The 24,727-nt window shown below is 47.0% G+C and carries 18 protein-coding genes; 5 read left to right on the top strand and 13 right to left on the bottom strand.

The features are described from left to right. Positions 1 to 11: 11 nt before the first annotated feature. Positions 12 to 2,111 (bottom strand): cytochrome c3 family protein, encoded by a 2,100-nt coding sequence (locus tag KO531_RS08365; protein WP_219250894.1) that lies wholly within the window; start codon positions 2,109 to 2,111, stop codon positions 12 to 14. A gap of 541 nt (positions 2,112 to 2,652) precedes the next feature. On the opposite strand from KO531_RS08365, the gene KO531_RS08360 reads away from it, so the two are divergent. Both KO531_RS08360 and KO531_RS08355 read left to right on the top strand, forming a co-directional pair. Continuing rightward, positions 2,653 to 3,249 carry a thymidine kinase gene (locus KO531_RS08360; protein ID WP_028761119.1) on the top strand — a complete coding sequence of 199 codons (597 nt, stop codon included), beginning with the start codon at positions 2,653 to 2,655 and terminating at the stop codon, positions 3,247 to 3,249. 369 nt (positions 3,250 to 3,618) lie between these two features. Beyond that, positions 3,619 to 6,696: a transglycosylase domain-containing protein gene (locus KO531_RS08355; protein WP_219250893.1), complete on the top strand. Its 3,078-nt coding sequence runs from the start codon at positions 3,619 to 3,621 to the stop codon at positions 6,694 to 6,696. Between the two features lie 154 nt (positions 6,697 to 6,850). Here KO531_RS08355 and KO531_RS08350 read toward each other — a convergent pair whose 3' ends face one another. From KO531_RS08350 to KO531_RS08295, 12 genes are all read right to left on the bottom strand, one after another. Beyond that, a complete protein-coding gene (locus KO531_RS08350) occupies positions 6,851 to 8,017 on the bottom strand; it encodes a PQQ-dependent sugar dehydrogenase (RefSeq protein WP_219250892.1) in 1,167 nt (388 codons plus the stop codon). 170 nt (positions 8,018 to 8,187) lie between these two features. Beyond that, positions 8,188 to 8,946, bottom strand: a complete 759-nt coding sequence (locus KO531_RS08345; RefSeq protein ID WP_219250891.1) for a sulfite exporter TauE/SafE family protein — start codon at positions 8,944 to 8,946, stop codon at positions 8,188 to 8,190. 179 nt (positions 8,947 to 9,125) lie between these two features. Beyond that, positions 9,126 to 9,443 (bottom strand): cytoplasmic protein, encoded by a 318-nt coding sequence (locus tag KO531_RS08340; protein WP_219250890.1) that lies wholly within the window; start codon positions 9,441 to 9,443, stop codon positions 9,126 to 9,128. A gap of 38 nt (positions 9,444 to 9,481) precedes the next feature. Next, complete coding sequence (locus KO531_RS08335; RefSeq protein ID WP_219250889.1) at positions 9,482 to 10,084, bottom strand: DJ-1/PfpI family protein; 603 nt, start codon at positions 10,082 to 10,084, stop codon at positions 9,482 to 9,484. Positions 10,085 to 10,448: 364 nt separating this feature from the next. Next, positions 10,449 to 11,105, bottom strand: coding sequence for a 3-oxoacid CoA-transferase subunit B (locus KO531_RS08330; protein WP_006082325.1), 657 nt, complete (start codon positions 11,103 to 11,105; stop codon positions 10,449 to 10,451). 127 nt (positions 11,106 to 11,232) lie between these two features. Then, a complete protein-coding gene (locus KO531_RS08325; protein ID WP_006082324.1) occupies positions 11,233 to 11,937 on the bottom strand; it encodes a CoA transferase subunit A in 705 nt (234 codons plus the stop codon). 84 nt (positions 11,938 to 12,021) lie between these two features. Further along, positions 12,022 to 12,945 (bottom strand): hydroxymethylglutaryl-CoA lyase, encoded by a 924-nt coding sequence (locus KO531_RS08320; protein ID WP_219250887.1) that lies wholly within the window; start codon positions 12,943 to 12,945, stop codon positions 12,022 to 12,024. A gap of 1 nt (position 12,946) precedes the next feature. Next, on the bottom strand, positions 12,947 to 15,007 hold the full coding sequence (locus tag KO531_RS08315) for an acetyl/propionyl/methylcrotonyl-CoA carboxylase subunit alpha (protein WP_219250886.1): 2,061 nt from the start codon (positions 15,005 to 15,007) through the stop codon (positions 12,947 to 12,949). After that, complete coding sequence (locus KO531_RS08310; protein ID WP_219250885.1) at positions 15,007 to 15,885, bottom strand: enoyl-CoA hydratase-related protein; 879 nt, start codon at positions 15,883 to 15,885, stop codon at positions 15,007 to 15,009. The genes KO531_RS08315 and KO531_RS08310 overlap by 1 nt, the downstream gene beginning before the upstream one ends. A gap of 49 nt (positions 15,886 to 15,934) precedes the next feature. Continuing rightward, positions 15,935 to 17,542 carry a carboxyl transferase domain-containing protein gene (locus KO531_RS08305; RefSeq protein WP_105252050.1) on the bottom strand — a complete coding sequence of 536 codons (1,608 nt, stop codon included), beginning with the start codon at positions 17,540 to 17,542 and terminating at the stop codon, positions 15,935 to 15,937. 116 nt (positions 17,543 to 17,658) lie between these two features. Next, positions 17,659 to 18,828 (bottom strand): isovaleryl-CoA dehydrogenase, encoded by a 1,170-nt coding sequence (locus KO531_RS08300; protein ID WP_028761106.1) that lies wholly within the window; start codon positions 18,826 to 18,828, stop codon positions 17,659 to 17,661. A 140-nt stretch (positions 18,829 to 18,968) separates the two neighbouring features. After that, complete coding sequence (locus KO531_RS08295) at positions 18,969 to 19,376, bottom strand: MerR family DNA-binding transcriptional regulator (RefSeq protein WP_006082318.1); 408 nt, start codon at positions 19,374 to 19,376, stop codon at positions 18,969 to 18,971. 291 nt (positions 19,377 to 19,667) lie between these two features. On the opposite strand from KO531_RS08295, the gene KO531_RS08290 reads away from it, so the two are divergent. The 3 genes from KO531_RS08290 (at position 19,668) to gndA (ending at position 24,204) form a co-directional block, all read left to right on the top strand. Beyond that, entirely contained in the window at positions 19,668 to 21,626 is a 1,959-nt protein-coding gene (locus tag KO531_RS08290; protein WP_219250884.1) for a propionyl-CoA synthetase, read from the top strand. A 310-nt stretch (positions 21,627 to 21,936) separates the two neighbouring features. Next, positions 21,937 to 22,251, top strand: a complete 315-nt coding sequence (gene sugE, locus KO531_RS08285) for a quaternary ammonium compound efflux SMR transporter SugE (protein WP_219250883.1) — start codon at positions 21,937 to 21,939, stop codon at positions 22,249 to 22,251. A 426-nt stretch (positions 22,252 to 22,677) separates the two neighbouring features. After that, positions 22,678 to 24,204, top strand: a complete 1,527-nt coding sequence (gndA, locus tag KO531_RS08280) for an NADP-dependent phosphogluconate dehydrogenase (protein ID WP_173243955.1) — start codon at positions 22,678 to 22,680, stop codon at positions 24,202 to 24,204. The last annotated feature ends 523 nt before the right edge of the window (positions 24,205 to 24,727 follow it).

Below are 24,727 nucleotides of genomic sequence, written 5' to 3'. Positions count from 1 at the left end.
GAGATGATTAATTAGCGAGTAAACTTGTGGTATTTATCAATACCAGAACTTCTACCTGTGTCATGACATACTGCACAGGATTCAGAGGTCGGTTGTTTAAACCAATCAGCCACACTTGGTACGCTGATTTCACCACCGTTGCTTGCCATATGCGCCTTAGCAGAATCGCTAGTGTGGCAGGCATAACAGTTAGCGGTGACAGGACTGGTCATTTTGTTACCTGGCTCAAGAATGTATTGATTGGGCACTTTGCCTAAATCAATCGCTTTTTCGTGACAGGCAACACAGCTAGTAGAGGCTTCAATTGCGCCTGCACCGTTTGCGGTTTGCGCTTGAGTTCCATCAGCTTTAACTTCACCGACTTTAGCGCCATTACCCCAGTGCCAGCTGTGTACCATAGGACCAAAACCTGCGCCTAAGGCTGCTGAAGTACGTGCCATGCCGTTGTCATGGCAGGCGATACAAGCATTACCACCTTCATCGAAGGCACCATTTTTGTGGAACGCAGTGGCATCATTGTGACAAGTAGTACAGCTGTTAGTGCTCGCTATCTCACGACGTTCGAAGCCAGAGACCTTTTGAGTGGTGACAGGGTTAACGACATCTGAGTAAGCCGTAAAGGATATACCCATAGAACCATCATAACCTGTCGCTCTTAGGCTACCATTACTTTGGTAACGTTGATTGCCATCATATTCCATCCAACCAGCGGTACTGAATGTCACGCGGGCAGAATAAACATAGTTAGCATTCACTGCGCTGATATCTGTCAGTAAATGACAGATATTTTTAGTGCCGTCAGTGTTGTAACCATAGTAGTAGTTAGTACGGTTACCTGGGCGACCCACTAAGCTGCCATTTTCATAGGAATGTAAATAAGCGCCCGCATAAACTACGGGTTTCTTAGCGTCATATACTAGCGGGCTAGAATAGTTAAAGTTGTCTTTAATGCTAAAGACGTTACCATCGGTGTCTTTCACTGTCAGTGTTGTACACCAGCCTGGGGCGGTTACTGCTGCCGCAGCACCTGTTGGCGCATAGTGGTCTGTCTTGGTAGAAATATCATCTACTTTAACAGGTGTTGATAGACTCAATTTATACTTAGCGCGAATCGCTTGGCGTTCGGTTATACCCGCTTTGCTTTCGTGCATAATGCGCAGATCCGCACCATTACTTGGGATAATAGCCCCTGGTACGCCACCACTGTCATGGCAATCAATACAACCGGGTCCGGCTACGTTGATGTTTTTAGGTGCTTCAACGTGACAAGATGTACAGTTTTGTACTGAAAAGTCTTTAGTAAAATCTTGGTGATTGATATGACCAATTTTAGATAGGGTGTTTGTCGCATAGCCACCCGTAGAGAAACCTTCAGCATTGACAACTGCGCGGCTGACTGAACCGTGACACACTAAACAGCCTTCCACGAAGGTGACTTCGCTGTCCATGCCAGTAGCGACATAGCTTGCATGACGACGAGGGCTTGTTGAGTAGTCAATATGGCAAGAGTAACAACTATCAGTTGTAGTTGAATGGGTGCCTTCAGGTTTGTTAACGACCAGAGGTTTAGAGGTCGCAATACCATTATTACCACCGACACGTAACCAAACGATACCTTCAGTGCTTGGATTAACCCCTTTCATTGGTACTTTAAATTGGTAATGACCATCAGCTAAAGCGGTCAATTCAGCGCCGACGGTTGCTTGAGTTGCTTCACCGCCAATATGGACGTTATCTGCAACACCATTTTTATCAGCTTCGGTGCGGTTAGTGATGAAGCCTTTATCTGTTAGTGCAGCCACTTTGGCTTGAGCATTTAACAGTCCGTTGATTAGGTTATTGTTTTCATCTGTAATTTCAAATTCGTAAGTGATACTGCCTTCGCCAAAGCTATAGTTGATCACTTTGACGTTAGTCATAGTAGAACTGGTGACAGGGGGCGGTGTTCCAGGCTCACCGGGTGTTCCAGGTTCACCGGGTGTTCCAGGGATACCGGGCGTTCCTGGTGCTCCATCTACACCATTTTTACCATCATCGCCACAGCCAACAAGGGCGCCAGTTAGTGCTAAGGCAACTAAATATGCCAGTTTTCTAGAGGTGAAAATTCTCATCATAATCTCCATTTGATCCAATATGCGAATAAAGGACGGAGTGGAGCACTAAAGTTTGCAGGGTAGATTAGTGCTTTGACCGTTGGTCTCAATTTGCAAGCTATCGAATACTTTTCTTTTTTTAATTGAGCACGTTTTGTCTCGAATGAAATATTACTGTTAACGCTATGTTTATTTTTTGAGCGCAAGCCCATTTATACCTATTACTTTGGAGGTAGATCGCACTTTTTAAATTTAACTTTTACTAATTTTTCCTTATGAAACAACATTTAAGTTTCAGTTAAGCTTTCATTAACAATTGAACGGCATCGGGACGTTTTTTATGTTTTTTGCAGGGAAGAGTATTAAATGAAGTGGACTAGAAATATTTCAGGAGGCGATTGGGGATTAAAATGATTGATAAGTTGGTGTCATTGCAGAATTTCATGATAAAAGCTTAGCGGCTGCTAGTGTTCTGATGTGAAGCGCAATGTTAGACTAGCGCTCAATTTGGCTCTGGTAGCAGACGCGTAAGCGCTAACGTTTTTAAAGGGTATAAGTCTTGGCTCAATTGTATTTTTATTATTCGGCAATGAACGCGGGTAAATCCACTTCCCTATTACAGTCATCCTATAACTACCGTGAACGCGGTATGAATACTTTGGTCATGACAGCTTCCATAGATGACAGGTATGGCAAAGGTAAAGTGGCCTCGCGTATTGGCATTGAAACCGAAGCACAGGTATTTAGTAGCCAAGATGATTTAACTCAAATGATTAGCGATGTGCATCAAGCTACGCCATTAAGTTGTGTGCTGGTGGATGAGTGTCAGTTTTTGAGTAAAGAACAGGTTAAGCAACTGACGCATGTGGTCGATAATATTGATATTCCTGTACTCTGCTATGGCCTAAGAACGGACTTTCAAGGCGAACTTTTTAGCGGCAGTCATTATTTATTAGCTTGGGCCGATAAATTAGTTGAGTTGAAGACTATTTGCCATTGTGGCCGTAAGGCTAACATGGTGGTGCGTCTTGATGGTGAAGGCAAGGTGATGCGCGAGGGTGAGCAAGTGGCTATTGGCGGTAATGAAAGTTACGAGTCTGTCTGTCGCAAGCATTTTCGTGAATTTATCTGGGATGCGCATGAATATGTGGGATGAGGCTTCGTTAATCACGTGTGATTATTGAGCGACTCATTCTTTTTATGCGACTTAAATTAGCTCGTTTTGTTTTTAAGTCATACTGTCTGTTGCCTTAATCGCTGAAAATACCTTGATATCAACAAATTAATATTTGGCAAAATGTACTATCAGCTTAACATAAGTATTGATTAGTGGCGGTTGTGGGTCACAGGCACCCTTCTTTACAGTGAAGTTAGGTTTGATAAAGTGTGGAACATAATGGGTACTAAGACTAATTAATAGAGCCGGATAATGGCTAGATGAGTTTGATATCTTGCTTTACTGAGTGGCAACGGATTTGCTGAGTTGCATGAAAGATGAATATTTTAGTGTTTTTTTGGAGCTGTTTTGCCTAATTCCACATCAGAGATGAAGTTCGAAAATTATCGTCCTCGTCCACCACAACCTGAGCCTAAAGCTAAGGTTAAGCCGCCGCGTAAAGCCAGATCAAAGGGCAGGGTCTGGTTCTTATTTTTCATTCTGATTTGCTGCGCTGCATTGCTGATTGGACTTGAGGTTAAAACTTCGTTTTATCAAGCAAAATTCATCAATCAATATGCTAAGACGCTCACCTATGAATTAGAAAGCTCACCGAGCCAAGCGGTTATTTATCCTAGTTATGGTCCTTTTGATGAGCGCCATGGCTACAGTAAGTTACCTCAGTATATTGATAGGTTATTGCAACGGAATTTTCAGGTAACGCAACAAGTGGCGTTTTCGCCAGCGTTGCAGGAATACGCTCAACTTGGATTTTTTCCGCCTTACCATGAAAAGGCCCAATCTGGATTGACGCTGCTCGATTGCCGCAATACCGATTTATACGAATTTGCCTATCCTAAACGGGTTTATCAGGACGACGATAAGATCCCCAATGAAATCGTTAATACTTTACTGTTTATTGAAAACCGCGAGTTATGGACGACGGAAGAGAAACTCAATCCTGTGATCGACTGGCCACGCTTTGTGGTGGCAGGTATGAGTCAAATTGCTGAAATGGTTGGTATGAATGTCTCTACCGCAGGTGGCAGTACACTCGCGACTCAGATTGAGAAATTCCGCCATTCTTCCCAAGGTTTAACCTTGAGCATTAAAGATAAGTTACTGCAAATTGGCTCGGCCAGTGTGCGCGTGTACCAACAAGGTGAAAACACTGAACCTGCTCGTAAGCGCATCGTTCAAGATTATCTGAATACCGTGCCATTATCTTCGGCGCCAAATCATGGCGAAGTTCATGGTATTGGTGATGGATTGTGGGCGTGGTTTGGTACCGATTTCGATACTGCAAATAAGCTGTTAGCATCGCCGCAGATCAAAGGTAATGCCACCAAGCGCGGACAAGTATTCCGGCAAGTAGTTGCCTTGATGATCGCCCAACGTCGTCCGTCCTACTATCTATTACAAGGTCATGAAGATCTTGAAAACTTAGTCGATAGCCATATCCGTTTACTCGGCCAGTATTATTTGATTGATCGTGGTCTACGTGATGCTGCACTCGCGCAGAAATTGCAGTTTAAGGTCGCTAAGCCGCAACGTAATACCCAATCTGGCGCAGATAAGGGCGTGAACACAGTTCGCATTCGCACCGCAGGCATGTTAAATGTGGGGCTGTATGATTTAGACAGGCTCGATTTGACGGTCAATAGTAGCTTACACAGTGACTTACAGCAGAAAGTCAGTCACTACTTACGCAGTCTGGCGCAAGTGCCTACCGCGGAGCAAGTGGGTCTGTTGGGTGAACGGTTACTCGACCCAAGCCAACTGCAAAACGTACTGTATAGCTTTACGCTTTATGAGCGCACTGAGACCGCCAACCGAGTTAGAGTGCAGACGGATAGTACCGATCAGCCTTTTGATATTAACGAAGGCAGCAAGTTGGAATTGGGCTCAACCGCTAAATTGCGGGTGATGGCGACCTACTTAGAAATCATTGCCGAGATCCACGACAAGTATTCCAAGAAACATGGGATTGAATTGGAATCCATCATTATCGAACCTAGGGATCATTTAACCCGTTGGGCGATTGATTACTTGATTTTAAATCCCGACAGACGTTTAGACCGCATGTTAGATGCGGCGTTACAGCGAGAATATTCGGCCTCAACCAGTGAACAGTTTTTTACTGGTGGTGGGTTGCATGTGTTTAATAACTTTAAAAAAACAGAAGATTTAAAAACGCCAACACTTTACCAAGCCCTGCAGGATTCGGTTAACTTGCCGTTTGTGCGCCTCATGCGCGATATCGTGAATTACAGCAGTAGTATGCAAAACGAGGGCAATATGGCCCAGTTGCTGCGTAATGATAAAGATCCGCGCCGTGACGAATATCTGCGGGTATTTGCTGATAGAGAAGGTAATACCTTCGTTACTAAGTTTTATCGCAAGTACAAAAAAGTGGCTGCGAATGAGCGTTTCGACATGTTTTTTGACGGTTTGTCCCAGTCGGAGCAGCAGTTGACGGCGGCGTATCGCTATTTACTGCCCGATGAACCTATGGCGGCATTTAAGGCTTTCTTGAAGCAAAGATTGCCGCAGGTGAGCTATACCGATGGTCGTATTAAGAGCTTATATAACAAGTATGGTCCGGATAAATATAATTTGCCAGATCAAGGCTATATCGCACGGGTGCATCCCTTGGAATTGTGGGTGCTGGATTACCTTAATCATAATCCTGATGCCAACTTGAACGATGTTAAGCAGGCGAGTGAAGCACAACGTCAAGAGGTTTACCGTTGGTTGTTTAGGACACGGCATAAAAACGCCCGTGACGTACGAGTGCAAGTGATGCTTGAAGTTGAAGCCTTCCTCGACATACATCAACGTTGGGCGCGTTTAGGTTATCCCTTTGATTCTATGGTGCCATCCTTAGGCTCAGCACTGGGTAGCTCGGGTGACCGACCCGCAGCCTTAGCCGAGCTGATGGGCATTATTCAAAACGACGGCTATCGTTTGCCCACAGTGCGTATCAATCAGCTGCATTTCGCCGCAGATACGCCCTATGAAGTGAGATTGCAGAATCAGAACACCCAAGGTGAGCGGGTAATGCGCCATGAAGTAGCACAAGCCTTAAAAGCAGCGCTGGCGAACGTAGTGCAAAACGGCACCGCACGTCGTTTAAAGGGCATTTTTACCGATGAAAAAGGTGGCATGTTAGCCATAGGCGGGAAAACCGGCACCGGTGATAACCGTATTGTGACTCAGATGCAGCAAGGTAAAAAAGTGGCGACTACGGCGATGAACCGCACTGCGACCTTCGTGTTTTATCTAGGTGACAAATACTTCGGTACTTTGACCGCCTTCGTGCCAGGCAGTAAATCCGATGATTTTAGTTTTACTTCGGCGCTGCCATTGCAGGTGATGAAGGGCATGATGCCTATTTTAGCTCCCTATGTACAAACCGAGCAGGGCATGTGTGTGGTGAACGAATAAAGGCATGAATTAATAAGTGCCACGCCAACGACAAAGAGTGTTCCAGATGAACACTCTTTGTCGTTTTAAGGCTTAAATTCTCTATCGATTGAGTTTATTGCTGTGGTTAACATGGTTTAGTTAAAGCACTGTGATAAAAGTGCAGCGATTAAGATTACTGCGGCGATAACTGGTAAATTTTTGATTTAGCTTCATCGGTTACGAGATAAATCAGTCCATCTGGCCCTTGCACGACTGAGCGCAATCTTTGCCCTAATTCAGTTTTCAGTAGCCGCTCTTCTTTAATAATCTTGTCGCCATCAAGTACTAAACGCACCAGTGTTTTTTCCTTTAGGCTGGCGAGTAACAGATTGTTTTGCCACTGTGGAAATTTGTCACCTGTGTAAAACATAAAGCCTGCGGTGGCAATCGAGGGCACCCATTTGTAGACGGGTTGCTCCATTCCCGTTTTATGGGTACCTTCGCCGATGTTGCCGCCGCCATAATTCTCACCATAGGTAATCACTGGCCAGCCATAGTTTTTGCCCGCCTCATCAATATTGAGTTCATCGCCGCCCTGGGGCCCATGCTCGCCAGTCCACAATACTTTGCTGATGGGATTAATCGCCGCGCCCTGCATATTGCGATGACCAATAGACCAGATCTCGGGTAAGGCGCCAGCCGTATTGACGAAGGGGTTATTCTTAGGCACTGAGCCATCGGCATGAATACGCACGACTTTGCCCAGATGATTGTCCAATGTTTGTGCGCTATCTTTTTCGCTATAGCGATCGCCGAGTGTGATAAACAGTGTGCCATCAGGCGCCCACACTAAACGAGATCCAAAATGGTGGCCGCTGTTGACTTTAGGTTGTTGACTAAAAACGCGGGTGAGATTTTCAAGCTTGTTACCATTGAGCGTGGCAAAACTGACCGCTGTGCTATTGAGCTCGCTTGCATCACCTTCAGCGGGTTCTGAATAACTGAAATAGATTTTTTTGCTGCTGGCAAAATCTGGCGCAAGCACGACATCAAGTAAACCACCTTGACCTTTGGCATACATCGGCGGTAAACCCGTTAAGGGTTCACCCACTTTGCCTGCCGTGCTGACAATGCGCATTCTGCCAGCGCGTTCAGTCACGAGCATACTGCCATCGGGTAAGAATGCCATACCCCAGACATTCTCTAACCCTTGGGCTATGGTTTTTACCTGAATATTACCCGTTTCCGTTTTGACGCTAATGGTTGCTGCGCTAGCGGTTTCGGTGTAAATAGCCGGTGAGCATGCAATAAGACACAGGGCAAGATTTAAGGTGCTTAGCTTCAAGGTCATCAGTTTCATCGCTATCCTTAATCACAGTGTTCTCCTATAGGATGGATCAGAGTAACAAGTCAGTCACATAAGGGCAATTTATCGGTGAGACCTTGTATCGAAAACTCGCCTGTCCAGCTTTTATGAGTTTAAGCTTCACAAATCAAAAGCCTAACGTATGAAAACTAACGCATGAAAAACTAGCGCATGAAAAAGCCTAAAGCCATCGCTAAACCGACGATCACAATAAAGCCGCGTAGCAAGGGCTGTGAAATACGGTAGGCCAGCGCCGCCCCCACATAACCACCGATAATCGCCATAACGGCAAGCAGCAACAGATATTGCCCATCGATAACATTACCCGCGGCATAAACCACAACGGCGATGGCGGTGAGCAGGGCTGAAATCAGACTTTTAAGTCCGTTCATCCCATGTAGATTGGTTTGCCCCATCAGGCCAAAGCTTGCGAGTAGTATGATGCCTAAGCCACCATTAAAATAACCGCCATAGATACACACAGCCGACAACATTATCAGTGCCGTTATCGGACTTAACATTGGCGTAGAGGTGTTTTCGCCTTGCTCAGCGATTCTTCGTTTGAGTAACCAAGGGCCAACAATAAAGGCCGCGGTGGCCAGTAGAATCAGCCAAGGGATCAGCTTTGCGAAGACTTGCTCGCTGGTGGTCAGCAAAATACCCGCGCCAATACTCCCGCCAATTAAAGCAATTAAGATCAGATTCTTAAGGCTAAGACTCGCCGTATATTCGATATCCTTTCTAAAACGCCATGCGCTGGCGATATAACCAGGCAGCAGCGCGGCTGTCCCCGTGGCATTCGCCGCAATCGGTGGAACCCCGACAAACACTAACGCTAAAAGGGTAATAAAACTGCCACCACCGGCAACCGCATTGAGCATGCCGCCTAAAAAGCCAGCGAGTGCAATAATAAGCCAGTCCATAGATACCGCTCCTTTGGGCAATAAGAGAGTTAAACAGAGCGCTAAAAATGTGTCTGTTATTATGCACTCACCCTAACAGGATGATTTCGATATTGAAAGTCGCGTAATGATTCGTTACATATCGCCATTTGTGAAGGTGAAGATATAGGATGAGTGAGCAGGCTTTTATTTGCTTAGTGCTAAGGGGCTTGCTCCCAAATGCCAGACATAAAAATAACCGCTGCTATGGCTGCACTTTGCTCGGTAAAAACATCTTCTCCCCAGCAGTTTTGTCCACGTTCTTGGTAATAAACATGAAAGGTACTGAGCATAGGTGTTCGAATGCAATACCAACCATCGAAGGTATTCTTAGCAAAATTGACCCAATACTGCGCATTAGCAGCTTGGATTTGCTGAATGAGTAATTCATTTTGCGATAGCAAGGCCACAAGCTCATTCTGGGTGGTTATTTGATGCTCGGCTTTTATAGCCTCGAGAAGATTTTTAAGTTTTATCATGGGATCTTTTTCATTCATCGAGAGTATCTACATCACTTTTAACGAATGGCCGCGGAGATGGAGGATTGGATTAATGCTTCAAAAATATCTGTTTGCCCGGCAGGAATAAGCTGCCTGTGAATTTCGCGGCGTTTCGCACTGTCGAATAAACGCTCCGCAACCCAACCCGTTAAATAGATTGAGGAAAGGCAGCCGCCCGCAGTGGCAATATTGCCATTAATCACGAGGGCGCAGTCTTCTACATCGACGCCCATGGCAACTAGGGCAGGTTTTGCATCGGGGTGAGTCGTTGCCGAGAGATTGTCGAGTAGCCCTAATTTGGCAAAGAAGAATGACCCCGCGCAGATACTGCCAAGCAATTGTCGTGTGGGATCTAATTTAAGGGCGGACATAAACTCAGTATCAGCAAGTGCCGCAGGTACGCCTTTGTAACCACTGCTGAATAATACCACGTCGGCATCAGCGACTTCGGCCACATGACCATCGGTTGCAACCGTCATCCCCAAGCTTGATATGTGGCTAGGTTTGGTCCCGAGTACTTTTACTGTCCAATCGGTTTTTGTACGGCCGAGAATATCGCGCATTAAGAAGAAATCGATATCGGTAAATTCATCAAATATAACAATCGCAATCTGGTACATAAGCTTTCCTCTGGCTTTGTGCGGATAGTTTTTAGGTGTTATTTTGGCATTGTTTAATATATACAATTAGTTAGTGTTTTATAGGACTTAAGGTATTCGTTCCGCATCCTTATCACGAACTGCAATGAGCTATAGCCTACAATTTGGCGCGTATTATCGCTTTTTCAAGAGGTCATTTGCTCAACTCTAATGAGTTAATCAGGTAATTCATATCTAATGAATGAGTTGTGCAATTGACTAGGATTAGCTCTCAAGTCGCAGCGTTAACTAATTGCTAGATAAACAAAAAGCTCAGAATTATCTTCTGAGCTTTAATATATAAAACTTGAGCAGTGATGTTAAGAAGCAAAGCTAAACTGAACGCTTAAAACACCATTTCTGGTACATGCTCTGGCACGATTAATTTGCCGGCGGTTTTGCTGACGATTTCTTCTACGCTCACGCCTGGGGCGCGCTCTAGTAGATGGAAAGCGCCATCTTTGATTTCGATAAAGGCTAAATCTGTGACGACGCGTTTAATGCAGCCGTAACCTGTTAGCGGCAATTCGCATACGGGCAGTAGCTTAGAATTACCGTATTTATCGGCGTGCATCATAGTCACGATAATGTTTTCGGCGCCCGCGACTAAATCCATCGCACCGCCCATGCCTTTGATGAGTTTGCCGGGGATCATCCATGAGGCGATTGAGCCATTCACATCGACCTCAAAGGCGCCGAGTACGGTTAAATCCACATGGCCGCCACGGATCATGGCAAAGCTTTCCGCCGAGGAGAAAAATGACGCACCTTTCACGGCAGTAACGGTTTGTTTGCCCGCGTTGATTAAATCCGGATCTATGGTGTCTTCGGTGGGGAATTCGCCCATGCCGAGTAGACCATTTTCCGATTGCAGCATGACTTCCATGCCGCTGGGAATATAGTTAGCGACCAGTGTTGGAATACCTATGCCGAGGTTGACGTAGTAGCCATCTTTTAATTCTTTGGCGACGCGCTGAGCCAGTTGTTCTCTTGATAATGCCATGATATCTATCCTTTCTATTTGGCTTTGACGCTTTGGCCTTTACTCTTAGGTTTTTACCCTTAGTTTTTACTTTAGGGAGCTAAGTGCCAATTGCGTTAACTGTGTTTCAAGGTTTTGCCAGCGCCTTTTATTTCGCGGCTTTTACCGTGCGCTGCTCGATACGTTTCTCGAACGTGCCTTGAATAACGCGGTCAACATAGATGCCCGGCGTGTGGATATGATCTGGGTCTAGCTCGCCTGGCTCAACAATAAACTCGGCTTCTACTACAGTGATTTTGCCCGCGGTCGCCATCATAGGGTTAAAGTTGGCGGCTGTTTTACGGAACACCAAATTACCCATGGTATCGGCTTTCCATGCGCGCACTAAGGCAAAATCTGCGGTCAGCGACTCTTCTAACACGTAATGGCGACCTTTGATTTCGCGGGTTTCTTTGCCATCAGCTACCGGCGTGCCGTAACCTGTTGCAGTGAAAAAAGCCGGAATGCCTGCGCCACCTGCGCGGATTTTTTCCGCTAATGTGCCTTGGGGCGTTAAAATTACGTTCAGTTCGCCAGAGAGCATTTGTTGCTCGAAAGTGGCGTTTTCGCCCACGTAAGAGGCGATCATAGTGGCGATTTGGCGATGTTTTAACAGTAAGCCAAGGCCAAAGTCGTCAACGCCAGCGTTGTTTGATATCGCCGTTAAACCGTTAACGCCCATCTTAACCATTTGATTGATTAAGCCTTCGGGAATGCCGCACAGGCCAAAGCCGCCGACCATAATGGTCATGTCGTTTGATAAGCCGTTTAACGCTTCTTCATAGCTGCTGACGACTTTATTGAGTCCTGCCATTGTGATGTCCTTTTATGCTGTATAAAACGCGCGGGAAATAACGCGCGTTTTCAATAACGGTTGTTGTCGTTAATTATTGTTGTTCTATTTTGCTAACAGGGCCGTGGCCACTTTCGAGCCGTTGTTGCGATTCAGCTGTGTGCTGATAGCTTGCCCTGCCAACGCTAGCTTGTTGAGATCGATACCTGTCTCTAATCCCATGCCGTGCAGCATATACACTAAGTCTTCGGTGGCAAGATTGCCCGACGCGCCTTTGGCATAGGGGCAGCCGCCAAGACCCGCAACCGAGGAGTCAAACACCCGCACACCTAAGTCTAAGCAGGCCAAAATGTTAGCTAATGCTTGGCCATAGGTGTCGTGAAAGTGTAGCGCCAGTTTCTCAATAGGCACTCGTTCACCCACAGTCTGCAGCATTCTACGGGCTTTTTGCGGCGTGCCGATACCGATAGTGTCACCGAGCGATATTTCGTAACAGCCCATTTTGTAAAGGATTTCAGACACGCGGGCCACTTCACTGACCGCTATCTCACCTTCGTAGGGGCAGCCGAGCACGCAGGACACATAGCCGCGCACCGGAATATTGTGTTTTTTTGCTAATTCCATCAAAGGGATAAAGCGTTCAATCGACTCTTCTATCGAGCAGTTTATATTGCGCTGACTAAAGCTTTGTGAGGCGGCGCCAAATATCGCTACTTCGGAAGCTTTTGCATCCAGTGCCAGTTCAAAGCCTTTGACGTTGGGCGTGAGCGCGCTATACACCACGCCGCTTTGACGCTGTATTTGCTTGAGCACATCGGCAGAATCGGCCATTTGTGGCACCCATTTAGGTGATACAAAGCTGCCCGCTTCGATGCGCTTAAGCCCTGCATCAGCCAGCGATTCAATCAAGGCGATTTTAGCTGCCGTCGGCACAGCGACTTCGTTTTGCAGGCCGTCGCGCGCGCCCATCTCGAAGATGCTGACCCTATCTTTGGCGTCCGCTGCTTGGCTTAGATTGACTAAAGACATCTTAGGCTTCCTTAGTCGCGGTTGGCTCGTCGTCAGATACGAGCGGCGCTTCACTTAGCGGCTCAACGTTGAGCAAGGTTGCGCCATCGGTCACTAGCTCGCCCGCCTTAAAGTAGAACTCAGTGACGATACCGTCAAAGGGGGCTTCGATGGTGTATTCCATCTTCATGGCTTCCATCACCAGCAAACCTTGGCCCGCTTTAACTTGTGTGCCGATATCGACTAAATGGGTCACTACCGTGCCGTTCATGGGCGCTTTTAACTTGTCAGCATTGCTGGCTTGTTCTTCGACCACGAGTGTTTGCACCGCTTTAAAGTGGTAACTGCCAGAGGATAAAAACAGCGTAAAGTCATCACCTTGGGCACTAACGGGCACTTTACTCTTATGGCCGTTGATTTCTGCGAGCAGTAAATCTTGTTTCAGCTCGCCATTTAGCAACCAATCTTGTCCGTGCAGCGGTAGCTGATACATGCCGCCTAAATCGAGCATCACTAACTGCTGCAATTCATGGGCATCATCGAGCAGGGCAATATTGTGCTGGCTGCAGCTGTTGAGTCTAAAGCCGCTGACTTGACCCCAAGGCGAGTAAGGATCGGCGCTGTTGACAGCTTGCGCTTTGGCGGCTTCTTTACGGGCAAGCACTTGATACAGCGCGGCAAAGGCAAGGGCAGTGTCAGCTTCGCTTGAAGCTGTGCCAATTAAGGTATCGCCATAACGGCCAATAAAGTCAGTGCTAAAGTCGGCATTGGCAAACGCTGGGTGTTCGGCAATGTTCGCTAAAAACTCAATGTTGTGCTTAAGACCGCTGATTTGATACGACTCTAAGGCATGCACTAAACGTTGCAGGGCGCGCGGGCGCGATTCATCCCAGACGATAAGCTTGGCAATCATAGGATCGTAGAAGTTACTGATCACATCGTTTTCACGAATGCCCGAATCGATACGCACGTATTTGCTTTGTTCGGGTTCACGTAAAAAGTTGAGCTTACCGCTGGCGGGTAAAAACTCATTTTGCGGATCTTCGGCGTAGATACGTACTTCAAAAGAATGACCGTGAATACGCACTTCATCTTGCTTAAGGGGGAGTGGCTGACCACTGGCGACCATTAACTGCCATTTTACTAAGTCTTGGCCTGTGACCATTTCGGTGACGGGATGCTCAACCTGCAGACGAGTGTTCATCTCCATAAAATAGAAGCTATTGTCTGTGTCGAGCAGAAACTCCACAGTCCCTGCGCCAACATAATCGATGGCTTTGGCTGCCGCGACGGCCGCTTCACCCATTTGGGCACGCAGTGCATCGCTTAAACCGGGGGCTGGCGCTTCTTCGACCACTTTTTGGTGGCGACGTTGAATCGAGCAATCGCGATCCGATAAATAAATCGCGTTGCCAAAGGTGTCGGCAAACACTTGCACTTCGACATGGCGCGGTTGGCGTAAATAACGCTCCATCAATAACTTATCGTTACCAAAAGAAGAGGCCGCTTCACGGCGTGCCGAGTTTACGGCTTCCATGATTTCCCCTTCATTCTCGACGATACGCATGCCTTTACCGCCGCCGCCATAAGCCGCTTTAATCAGCATAGGGAAGCCGATTTTCAGTGCCTCCGCTTTTAAGGTCGCATCGGTTTGGTCATCGCCGTGATAACCCGGCACTAAGGGCACGTTTGCCGCAGTCATAATAGATTTAGCGGCGCTTTTGCTGCCCATGGCATCGATAGCATCACTGCCTGGGCCAACAAAGGCGATGCCTGCTGCTTCACATTTACGGGCAAAGTCGGCATTTTCAGACAAGAAACCATAACCTGGGTGAATCGCTTGTGCGCCCGCTTTTTTGGCGATATCGATAATCAAATCGCCCTTTAAATAGGAGTCTGCCGGCGCGCTGCCGCCTAAATAGAAGGATTCGTCGGCCATGGCGACATGGCGCGCTTCTTTATCGGCATCGGAATATAGGGCAACGGTGCGAACACCCATGGCATGGGCCGTTTTGATGATCCGACAGGCGATTTCACCGCGGTTAGCAATCAATAGTTTGGTAAACATGTGCTTGGTCAACATCAAAGGGCTCCTTGGGTATCACTTGGCTTTTGCATGGGCTTGGAGGGCGTTGAGTGTGCTTGTTGCCAGTTAGGCTGACGTTTCTCAAAAAAGGCGTTTAAGCCCTCTTGGCCCTCGGTCGATACCCGAATGCGGGCAATACGCTCGCTAGTGTAATCAATGGTGTTTTGGTCTATCACGCCGTCTTCAAGATGCGACAGCAGTGTTTTTACCCACGCCATGCCTTGCGGGCTATTGGCTAGCAACGCGTCAATCATAGGCGTTGCGGCGGCGTCTAAGTCATCGCTGATCTCATGAATGACATTTAGCTTAAGGGCGGTTTCTGCACTAAAACGCTCGGCGGTCAGCATGTAGCGGCGCGATGCACGATTACCCATAGCGCGGGCAACGTAAGGGCTAATTACCGCTGGAATTAATCCGAGTTTCACTTCGCTCAAGCAAAAACTGGCGCGTGTTGTGGCGATAGCGATATCGCAGGTGCAGATTAACCCCAGTGCGCCGCCAAAGGCTGCGCCTTGCACTAATGCAATGGTGGGTTTTGGAAAAGTATCTAAATCTTGCATCAGTTTTGCTAAGGCTTTGGCATCATTTAGATTTTGCTCAAAGTCCATTTTGGCTTGTTTGCGCATCCAATTGAGATCGGCGCCGGCGCTGAAGTTTTTGCCGTTCGCTTTAAGCACCAGCAGTTGGCAATCCTTGTGCTCAGCAAAATAGCCAAGGACGCTAATCATCTCGCTAATCATCACTTCATCGAAGGCGTTGTGCACTTCTGCACGGTTAAGGATTAACTCGGCAACACCGTTATTGAGCGTGTAACTCACGTGCTGCAAGTTGCTTAAATCCTTTTTACCGCTAGCGCTGTTTAATGTGTCTGTCATTATTATTTTCCTATCTTCTTGTGTGACATATGCTTTTCACATGTGCCTTTTACATACGGAACACACCAAAGCGGGTGTCTTCGATAGGAGCATTTAATGCTGCCGATAGGGCAAGGCCGACCACATCGCGGGTTTGCGCTGGGTCAATAATGCCGTCATCCCATAAACGGGCGCTGGCATGATACGGATGACCTTCTTTATCGTACTGGGCGACAATTGGCGCTTTAAAGGCTTTTTCATCCTCAAGCGACCATTCTTCACCTTTACGGGCTAAACCGTCGCGGCGCACTGTGGCGAGAACGCCAGCCGCTTGCTCGCCACCCATCACAGAAATACGGGCGTTAGGCCACATCCACATCATGGTCGGTTCGAACGCACGGCCACACATGCCGTAGTTACCCGCGCCGTAGCTGCCGCCAATAATCACAGTGAATTTAGGTACATTGGCACAAGAAACCGCGGTCACCATCTTAGCGCCGTGTTTGGCTATACCTTCGTGTTCGTACTTTTTACCCACCATAAAGCCGGTGATATTTTGCAGGAACAGCAGTGGAATTTTGCGCTGGCAGCACAGTTCGATAAAGTGCGCGCCTTTTTGCGCCGACTCAGAGAAAAGAATGCCGTTGTTGGCGACAATGCCGACAGGATAGCCGTGAATACGGGCAAAACCGCATACTAAGGTTGCGCCATAGTTGGCTTTAAACTCATCAAAATCAGAATCATCGACGATACGGGCGATCACTTCTTTAACATCAAAGGGCTTTTTCAAGTCGGTGCCGACAATGCCGTACAGTTCGCTAATGTCGAACTTCGGTGGTTTGACAGGACTTAAGAGTGATTTGATTTCTTTTTGATGATTCAGGCGTGATACCGCGCGGCGTGCAAGCTCTAACGCATGCTCATCGTTTTGGGCTAAATGATCCGCTACGCCGGAAATTTTAGTGTGCACTTCGGCGCCGCCGAGTTCTTCGGCGCTGACTTCTTCACCTGTGGCCGCTTTCACTAATGGCGGACCGGCTAAGAAGATAGTGCCTTGATCTTTTACGATAATCGATTCATCCGCCATGGCCGGCACATAGGCGCCGCCTGCGGTACATAAGCCCATCACCACTGCAATTTGGGGAATGCCCTTAGCGGACATTTGCGCTTGATTGTAAAAGATGCGGCCGAAATGGTCGCGGTCGGGGAAGACTTCATCTTGGCGGGGCAGGTTAGCGCCGCCTGAGTCGACTAAATAGATACAAGGCAAGTGACAACGGCTGGCAATATCTTGGGCGCGAAGGTGTTTTTTAACGGTAATCGGGTAGTAAGTGCCGCCTTTAACTGTAGCGTCGTTGGCGATGATCATGCACTCAACACCGCTCACACGGCCGATACCAGCGATAATGCCCGCTGCGGGCACTTCTTCGTCATAAACTTCAAACGCCGCAAATTGCGATAGCTCTAAAAAGGGTGAGCCTGCATCAAGTAGCTTTTCAACCCGTTGACGTGGCAGCAATTTACCGCGGGATAAATGACGCTCTAGCGCCACAGGGCCGCCGCCGAGTTCGATTTTATTGAGTTTAGTTTTAAGATCGGCCACTAGGGCGGCCATATCGTCGGATTTTGCTTTAAATTCATCGCTACGGGCGTTGATACGACTGCTTAATTGCGTCACTTTGATTGTCCTTATAAAGCGGAAACTCGGTATCACCTTGCTCGAATGGGTGGCGCAAACTGTAAGTTACAGTGAGGTGCTACCCATTCACTTGTGAGAGATTATTTGAACACGCGTTATTTCGACTCATTGAACAGTTCGCGGCCAATCAGCATGCGGCGAATTTCTGAGGTGCCGGCGCCGATTTCATACAGCTTGGCATCACGCAGTAAGCGGCCAGTGGCGTATTCGTTGACATAGCCATTGCCGCCTAGCAGTTGAATGGCATCCAGTGCCATTTTGGTGGCGAGTTCTGCGCTATAAAGAATGGCGCCTGCAGCATCTTTACGGGTGGTTTCACCGCGATCGCAGGATTTTGCCACGTTATAAACATAGGATTTGGCGGCATTCATACCTGTGTACATGTCGGCTAACTTGCCTTGCACTAGTTGGAATTCACCAATCGATTTACCAAATTGCTCACGCTCATGGATGTAAGGCACAACGATATCCATACAGGCGTTCATGATCCCTAGCGGGCCGCCAGAAAGTACGACGCGCTCGTAATCTAGGCCGCTCATCAGCACTTTTACGCCGTTATTGAGGCCGCCTAAAATGTTTTCTTCTGGTACTTCTACATCTTCAAACACCAGTTCGCAGGTGTTAGAGCCGCGCATGCCGAGTTTGTCGAGCTTTTGCGCTTGGCTAAAACCTTTCGAATCACGTTCAACGATAAAGGCGGTAATACCGTGTGCGCCTTTGGTTAAGTCGGTTTTCGCGTAAATGACATAGGTGTGTGCATCTGGACCGTTAGTGATCCACATTTTGTTGCCGTTTAAGATGAATCGGTCGCCTTCTTTACGGGCATGTAGCTTCATCGAAACCACGTCAGAACCAGCGTTTGGCTCACTCATGGCCAGCGCGCCAATATGCTCACCGCTCACCAGTTTTGGCAGGTACTTGGCTTTTTGCGCTGAATTACCGTTACGGTTGATTTGATTGACACACAGGTTTGAGTGGGCGCCGTAACTTAGGCCGATAGAAGCTGATGCGCGGGAGATTTCTTCCATTGCGACGACGTGGGCTAGGTAGCCCATGTTCGCGCCGCCGAACTCTTCGGGTACCGTTACTCCGAGCAGTCCCATTCCTCCAAGCACAGGCCAAAGTTCATTGGGAAAGGCATTGTCGTGATCCACTTTCGCGGCAATTGGGGCGATTTCATTCGCGGCAAAATCCTGCACTGCATCGCGCAGCATATCGACGTCTTCGCCTAGGCCAAAATTTAGACTTGTGTAGAGAGAGTTCATTGCTTGTGTCCTTTCAGATGTTCTAATTTCAGATTGTTATAGTTTTTATGATTTTTAGGTGCTTGAGTCTTTTAAATCTTGTACTTAAATCCGTAGTCGTTATCGCCATCAAATTGATTTGATTTTGTGTCAACGGGGATTTAGGCTTTTGCCGTTTTGTTATCTTCTAAGGCTAAACGGCACTGCTGCTCGGCGGAATTGAGTTCCATCAATACGACTTTGATGTCGTCCATTTGCTGTTGTAGTGCGGACTTCTTTTCTTCCACTAGCGCCAGCATGGTATTGAGTTGTGAAGTGCTGCTCTTGTCGGCATCGTATAATTCGAACAAACGACGGGTTTCTGCCAAAGAAAAGCCCAAGCGTTTACCGCGAAGAATGAGCTTGAGACGCACCCTGTCTTTGAGGCTATAAATACGGGTTTGGCCGCGGCGTTTAGGTTTAAGCAAACCTTGGTCTTCGTAAAAACGAATACTACGAGTAGTGATATCAAACTCTTTTGAGAGATCACTGATCGAGTAAGTCGTTTGTGGTGTGTTCGTTGCGCTCATTCATGCACCCTAAATAATCAGTTTTAAGCAAGATATATGAAGTTTACGTAAAGGTAAAGATTTTGGCTTTTATTCTGTTGGCAAAAAAGTGTCAATCCCAATTGCCATAAGCCTGTGCAGCGAGATTAAAACGTGTGCTTTAAATTAGTGTTCTCACATAAAACCACAAATATCTTCTGGTTATAGGCTAACGTCTAATAGTGGGCTTTAGACCTCCTTGCTAATAATAGAAGCAGGAAGGGGTAGTTATTGCGGCTGACGATGTGAGTCGCAGTCCTGATTGGAGGACATATGTTGACCGAACAGCAAAATGCATCTGTAGCGCAAGCCACAAATCAAAAACAGAACCAACAAAAACATCAAGCGTTGCACCAAGCATCCTTGCTTAATAAAGCCGAATTCTGGGGAGAAGCGGCGAAGACGCTCGATTGGATTAAACCGGCGCAAACGGTGCTCGATGAATCGCAGGCACCGTTTTATCACTGGTTCGCCGATGGTGAGATGAACACTTGTTATAACGCCGTTGATCGCCATGTGTTGGCCGGACGCGGTGACCAAGTGGCTATCCAGTATGTGAGTCCTGTTACTGATACTGAATACGGCATTAGCTACGGGGAGTTACAGGCTCAAGTGAGCCGACTCGCGGGCTTTATGCAATCTATTGGTATAGGGAAGGGCGACCGTGTGGTGATTTATATGCCTATGGTGCCGGAAACCGCCTTCGCTATGCTGGCCTGTGCCCGCATAGGTGCGATTCATTCGGTGGTTTTTGGTGGTTTTGCCGCCAATGAACTCGCGACTCGGATTAACGATGCTAAGCCTAAATTGGTTTTGTCGGCATCTTGCGGCATTGAGCCTTCGGGTGTGATCCCTTACAAGCCTCTGTTAGATAAAGCGTTAGCTCAGTCAGTGCATCAGGTTGATCACTGCCTAATTTTGAATCGTAGCCAGTATCAGGCCGATTTGCTTGAGGGCCGTGACTTAGATTGGCAAGCCGCATTAGCAACTGCACCTAAGGCCGACTGTGTCGCGCTTAAGGCTACCGATCCCTTGTATGTGCTTTATACCTCAGGCACCACGGGTCAGCCTAAAGGTGTGGTACGCGATAATGGTGGCCATGCCGTGGCTCTGGCTTGGTCGATGCAGCATATTTACGATATTCAAGCGGGTGATGTGTTTTGGGCTGCGTCTGATGTGGGTTGGGTTGTAGGTCATTCTTACATTGTGTACGGACCGCTGCTGGTGGGCGCTACAACCTTAATGTATGAAGGCAAACCTGTAGGAACGCCAGATCCCGGCGCATTTTGGCGCACGATTGCCAAATATAAGGTCAAAAGTTTCTTCACCGCGCCGACGGCTATTCGCGCAATCAAGCGTGAAGATCCTGATGGTGAATATCTACAAGGTGTTGATTTAGCTTGTCTTAAAAATGTGTTTTTGGCTGGAGAACGTTGCGATCCCGATACCTTAGTTTGGGCACACACTAAGCTCGCTAAACCTGTTATTGATCACTGGTGGCAAACCGAAACGGGCTGGCCTGTCGCAGCAAATTTGATGGGCACAGCGCCCGTCGCCATTAAGCCGGGCTCACCCGCTTTACCTGTGCCTGGTTATGCGGTTGAAGTAGTGGATGAATTGGGTGAGCAAGTTGCGCCCAATACTTCGGGGAATGTGGTGATCAAGCTGCCTTTGCCGCCGGGAACCTTAACGACATTGTGGCAAAATGATCAACGCTATCAAGACAGTTACTTGTCTATGTATCCAGGTTATTACTTAACTGGCGATGCGGGTTATACCGATGAAGATGGTTATCTCTACATTATGAGTCGTATCGATGACATCATAAATGTGGCGGGGCACAGGCTATCGACGGGGCGCTTCGAAGAAGTGTTATGTCAACACCCTGATGTGGCCGAAGCCGCGGTAATTGGGGTAGATGATGCGCTTAAGGGCCAAGTCCCCCTCGGATTAGTGGTACTCAAGAAAGGCGTGACGATCAGTGATGAAGAGCTGCATAAACAGTTAATAACCCTGGTACGCCAAGAAATTGGTCCCGTCGCCTCCTTTAGGTTAGTGAGTGCGATTCAAAAATTACCTAAAACGCGCTCGGGTAAAATTTTACGCGGTACTATGCGAAAAATTGCCGATAATCAGCAATATACTGCGCCAGCGACCATAGAAGATCCACAGACCTTAGAGTTAGTGCGTACCGCGCTCACTCGCATGGGTTATGCCGATGCCTTAGTGTAAGAAATAGAGCGTAAAGGCTTTTATAGAAAGAGTGTAAAGGTCTTATAGAGAGTTGAAATATTAAGGCGATAGTAAACTGACCAAGCTTGCTATCGCCTTTTTGCGCATGGCATTTCTTATTTCGGCAAAATCAAAGATTGAAATTTCCACCTCAAATTTGCTAGTCTTGCAGGCTCATCACGCACAGCTATCACGTACTGTTATCACGTACAGCTATATCACCTACAGTTTTACTGTAATCAAATGGCTTAGGGACGACCCTAAATACGCCTAATCTAACATGGGGACGACCCCTTTATGGGAGTTCACTATGAGTTGGTTCTTATTAGTCCTTGCGGGTTTATTCGAAATTGGTTGGGCTATAGGGCTTAAATATACCGAAGGTTTCACGCGTTTTTGGCCAAGTATCTTTACAGTGGCGTCGATGGCTGTGAGTGTGTTGCTACTCGGACTCGCGGTTAAGCAACTGCCAATCGGTACGGCTTACGGTGTGTGGGTCGGTATTGGCGCTATGGGCACCGCAATTGCAGGGATTATCCTGTTAGGAGAAGGCGTTAGCTTACTTAAAATCGCCAGTTTGATATTGATATTACTGGGTGTTTTAGGGCTTAAACTTGCCCATTAATTGACGGTTCTACTAGGGCGTGTTGACGTTTCGAGATTAAATTTTGTTCGCACTGGCAAGCTCGTGATCACGAAACGAGGAGTGACGTGTAGTTATTCTACTCAAATGACGAGTGACAAAGAGCAAGAGCTTGCCAGACGAACCCTTCGGGCAGCGTTTGGCTGGCGTTTCTGCTGCGTTATCGCCCGTTTATGTAGAATAACTACACTGCACGGGCTTTGCCTTGCATAAAAGCCAGCCAACTCGCTGCAAAAACAACCCTGAAACGTCAACACGCCCTAGATAAAATGAGACCTAAACGATTGGTACTTTCGGCACAATCGAAATTGCCAATCGTATGTCTCTGGTAATTAAGTTACAAAGATCGGTATAATTACCCCTCAAAATTGGTTAGCTCTAACCTCTGTGACCCGTGGGAATAATATAATGCAAAACCACAGCAATCTTAATGATATCGGCGTAATTGGCCTTGGTGTTATGGGTAAAAACCTTGCGCTAAACATCGCAGATAACCAATATCACGTCAGCGCGTTTGACCTCGATCCTGTTAAAGTTAATGGTGTTATACAGCAAGAAAAACAGGAACGTGCTGGACTCGAATCTCGCATTCTTGGCTGTGCTAATCTTACCGAAATGTTAGCCAGTCTCACAAAACCCCGTATTCTTGTGCTTTCTGTTCCTGCTGGTGCGCCCGTCGATGGTGTCTGTAGTGCTTTGATTTCTGCCGGAATTGAGTCCGACGATATTGTCATCGACACAGGTAACAGCCTATGGACTGACACTGTTGAGCGTGAAGCGCGATACAAAGGGCAATTTGTGTTCTTCAGCTCGGCGGTTTCTGGCGGCGAAGTCGGTGCGCGTTTTGGCCCCTCACTTATGCCTAGCGGTGATATCGATGCATGGCACCATGTTGCGCCGATTTGGAAAGCGATTGCCGCTAAGGTTGATGCCAAAACTGGGCTACCTATCGAACGCTTCGAGCCGGGTAATCCAGTGACAGAAGGCGAGCCATGCACGACTTATATTGGCCCCGCGGGTGCTGGCCATTATGTGAAAATGGTGCACAACGGTATCGAATACGCTGATATGCAGTTGATTTGCGAAGCGTATCAAATGCTGCATGACGGCTTAGGTATGAGCGCTGCAGAAGTCGGCGATGTGTTTGAACGCTGGAACAAAGGCAGTTTAAACAGCTATTTGATGGGGATCAGTGCCGAAGTATTAAAACAGGCCGATCCATTAACGGGTAAACCGCTGGTGGAAATGATCTTAGATAAAGCGGGCCAAAAAGGCACGGGTTTGTGGACGGCCGTGAGCAGTTTACAAATTGGCTGTCCGGCGCCGACGATTGCTGAAGCTGTGTATGCGCGCGCCGTAAGTACCCAAAAATCCTTACGTCTACAACTTAGCCAGAAATTGGCTGGGCCAAATGCACCTGTTATCGATGATGCACAAAAAGCACTGTTGATTGAAGCCCTTGAAAGCGCGTTATATTGCGCGAAAGTGTGTTGTTATGCCCAAGGCTTCCAGTTGATGGCGATGACGGCTCATGAACAAAAATGGCAGTTAGACTTTGCTGAAATTGCAAAAATTTGGCGTGCGGGTTGTATTATTCGCGCGACTTTCTTGCAATCAATCACTCAAGCCTATGAAGACAAATCTGATCTTAGCAATCTGTTGATGGCGGACAGTTTTGCGTCTGCCTTGTCTGAAAAGCAAGGCCTATGGCGTACCGCAGTCGCGACTGCGGTGATGCAAGGCATCCCAGCACCTTGTATTAGCTCGGCTCTGGCGTATTACGACAGTTACCGCTGCGAAACATTACCGGCAAACTTGCTCCAAGGTCAGCGTGACTTTTTCGGTTCCCATACATTTGAGCGTATCGATACCCCAGCTGGCGAGAAATATCACTTAGATTGGAGCGCCAAAGAGCGCACCTTGGCTAAGGTTTAGTGAATGTGAAAATTCGTACGTAATATTATAAAAAAGCCCTCATAATTGAGGGTTTTTTTATGCCCGATCTACATCGATTTGAACTGAAAATTAACTCATTATCTCCAAAGATAATAGTTATGACTTTTTTATTATTTTTTCGCGACGGACCTTATCCCTAGAGTTACATTCTTAATTAGATTTAATAGTTAGTAAGATCATGTCTGTGGTTTTAATTTTCTGCATATATGGTTTTTCAGCGGTTCATTTTTAATATTTAATTTCAATACGCTTTAATGTTTTTTATAGTTTGAATTGCTACTCAATATTTAAATTCGTTATGTATTTATAAGATATTCAGAATTTTATTAGATTTAAATCGGTACGTCATGTTGTTATTTCTATCTCTTGTTAAAGTGTAACCATTTGTTTGAGGTTAAATTGGTACGTCATGTTTTATGTTTATTTTTTATGAAAGTGTAACAATATATTTTAAATTTTAAAATATAATCAAACAGATGTATTATTAATTGTAATCCCTTGA

It is taken from the genome of Shewanella sp. NKUCC06_TVS (assembly GCF_019345515.1).
Classification (GTDB): Bacteria; Pseudomonadota; Gammaproteobacteria; order Enterobacterales; family Shewanellaceae; genus Shewanella; species Shewanella oncorhynchi.
The sequence above is the reverse complement of the archived record's forward strand: the minus strand, read 5'-3'. Positions and strand labels throughout refer to the sequence as shown.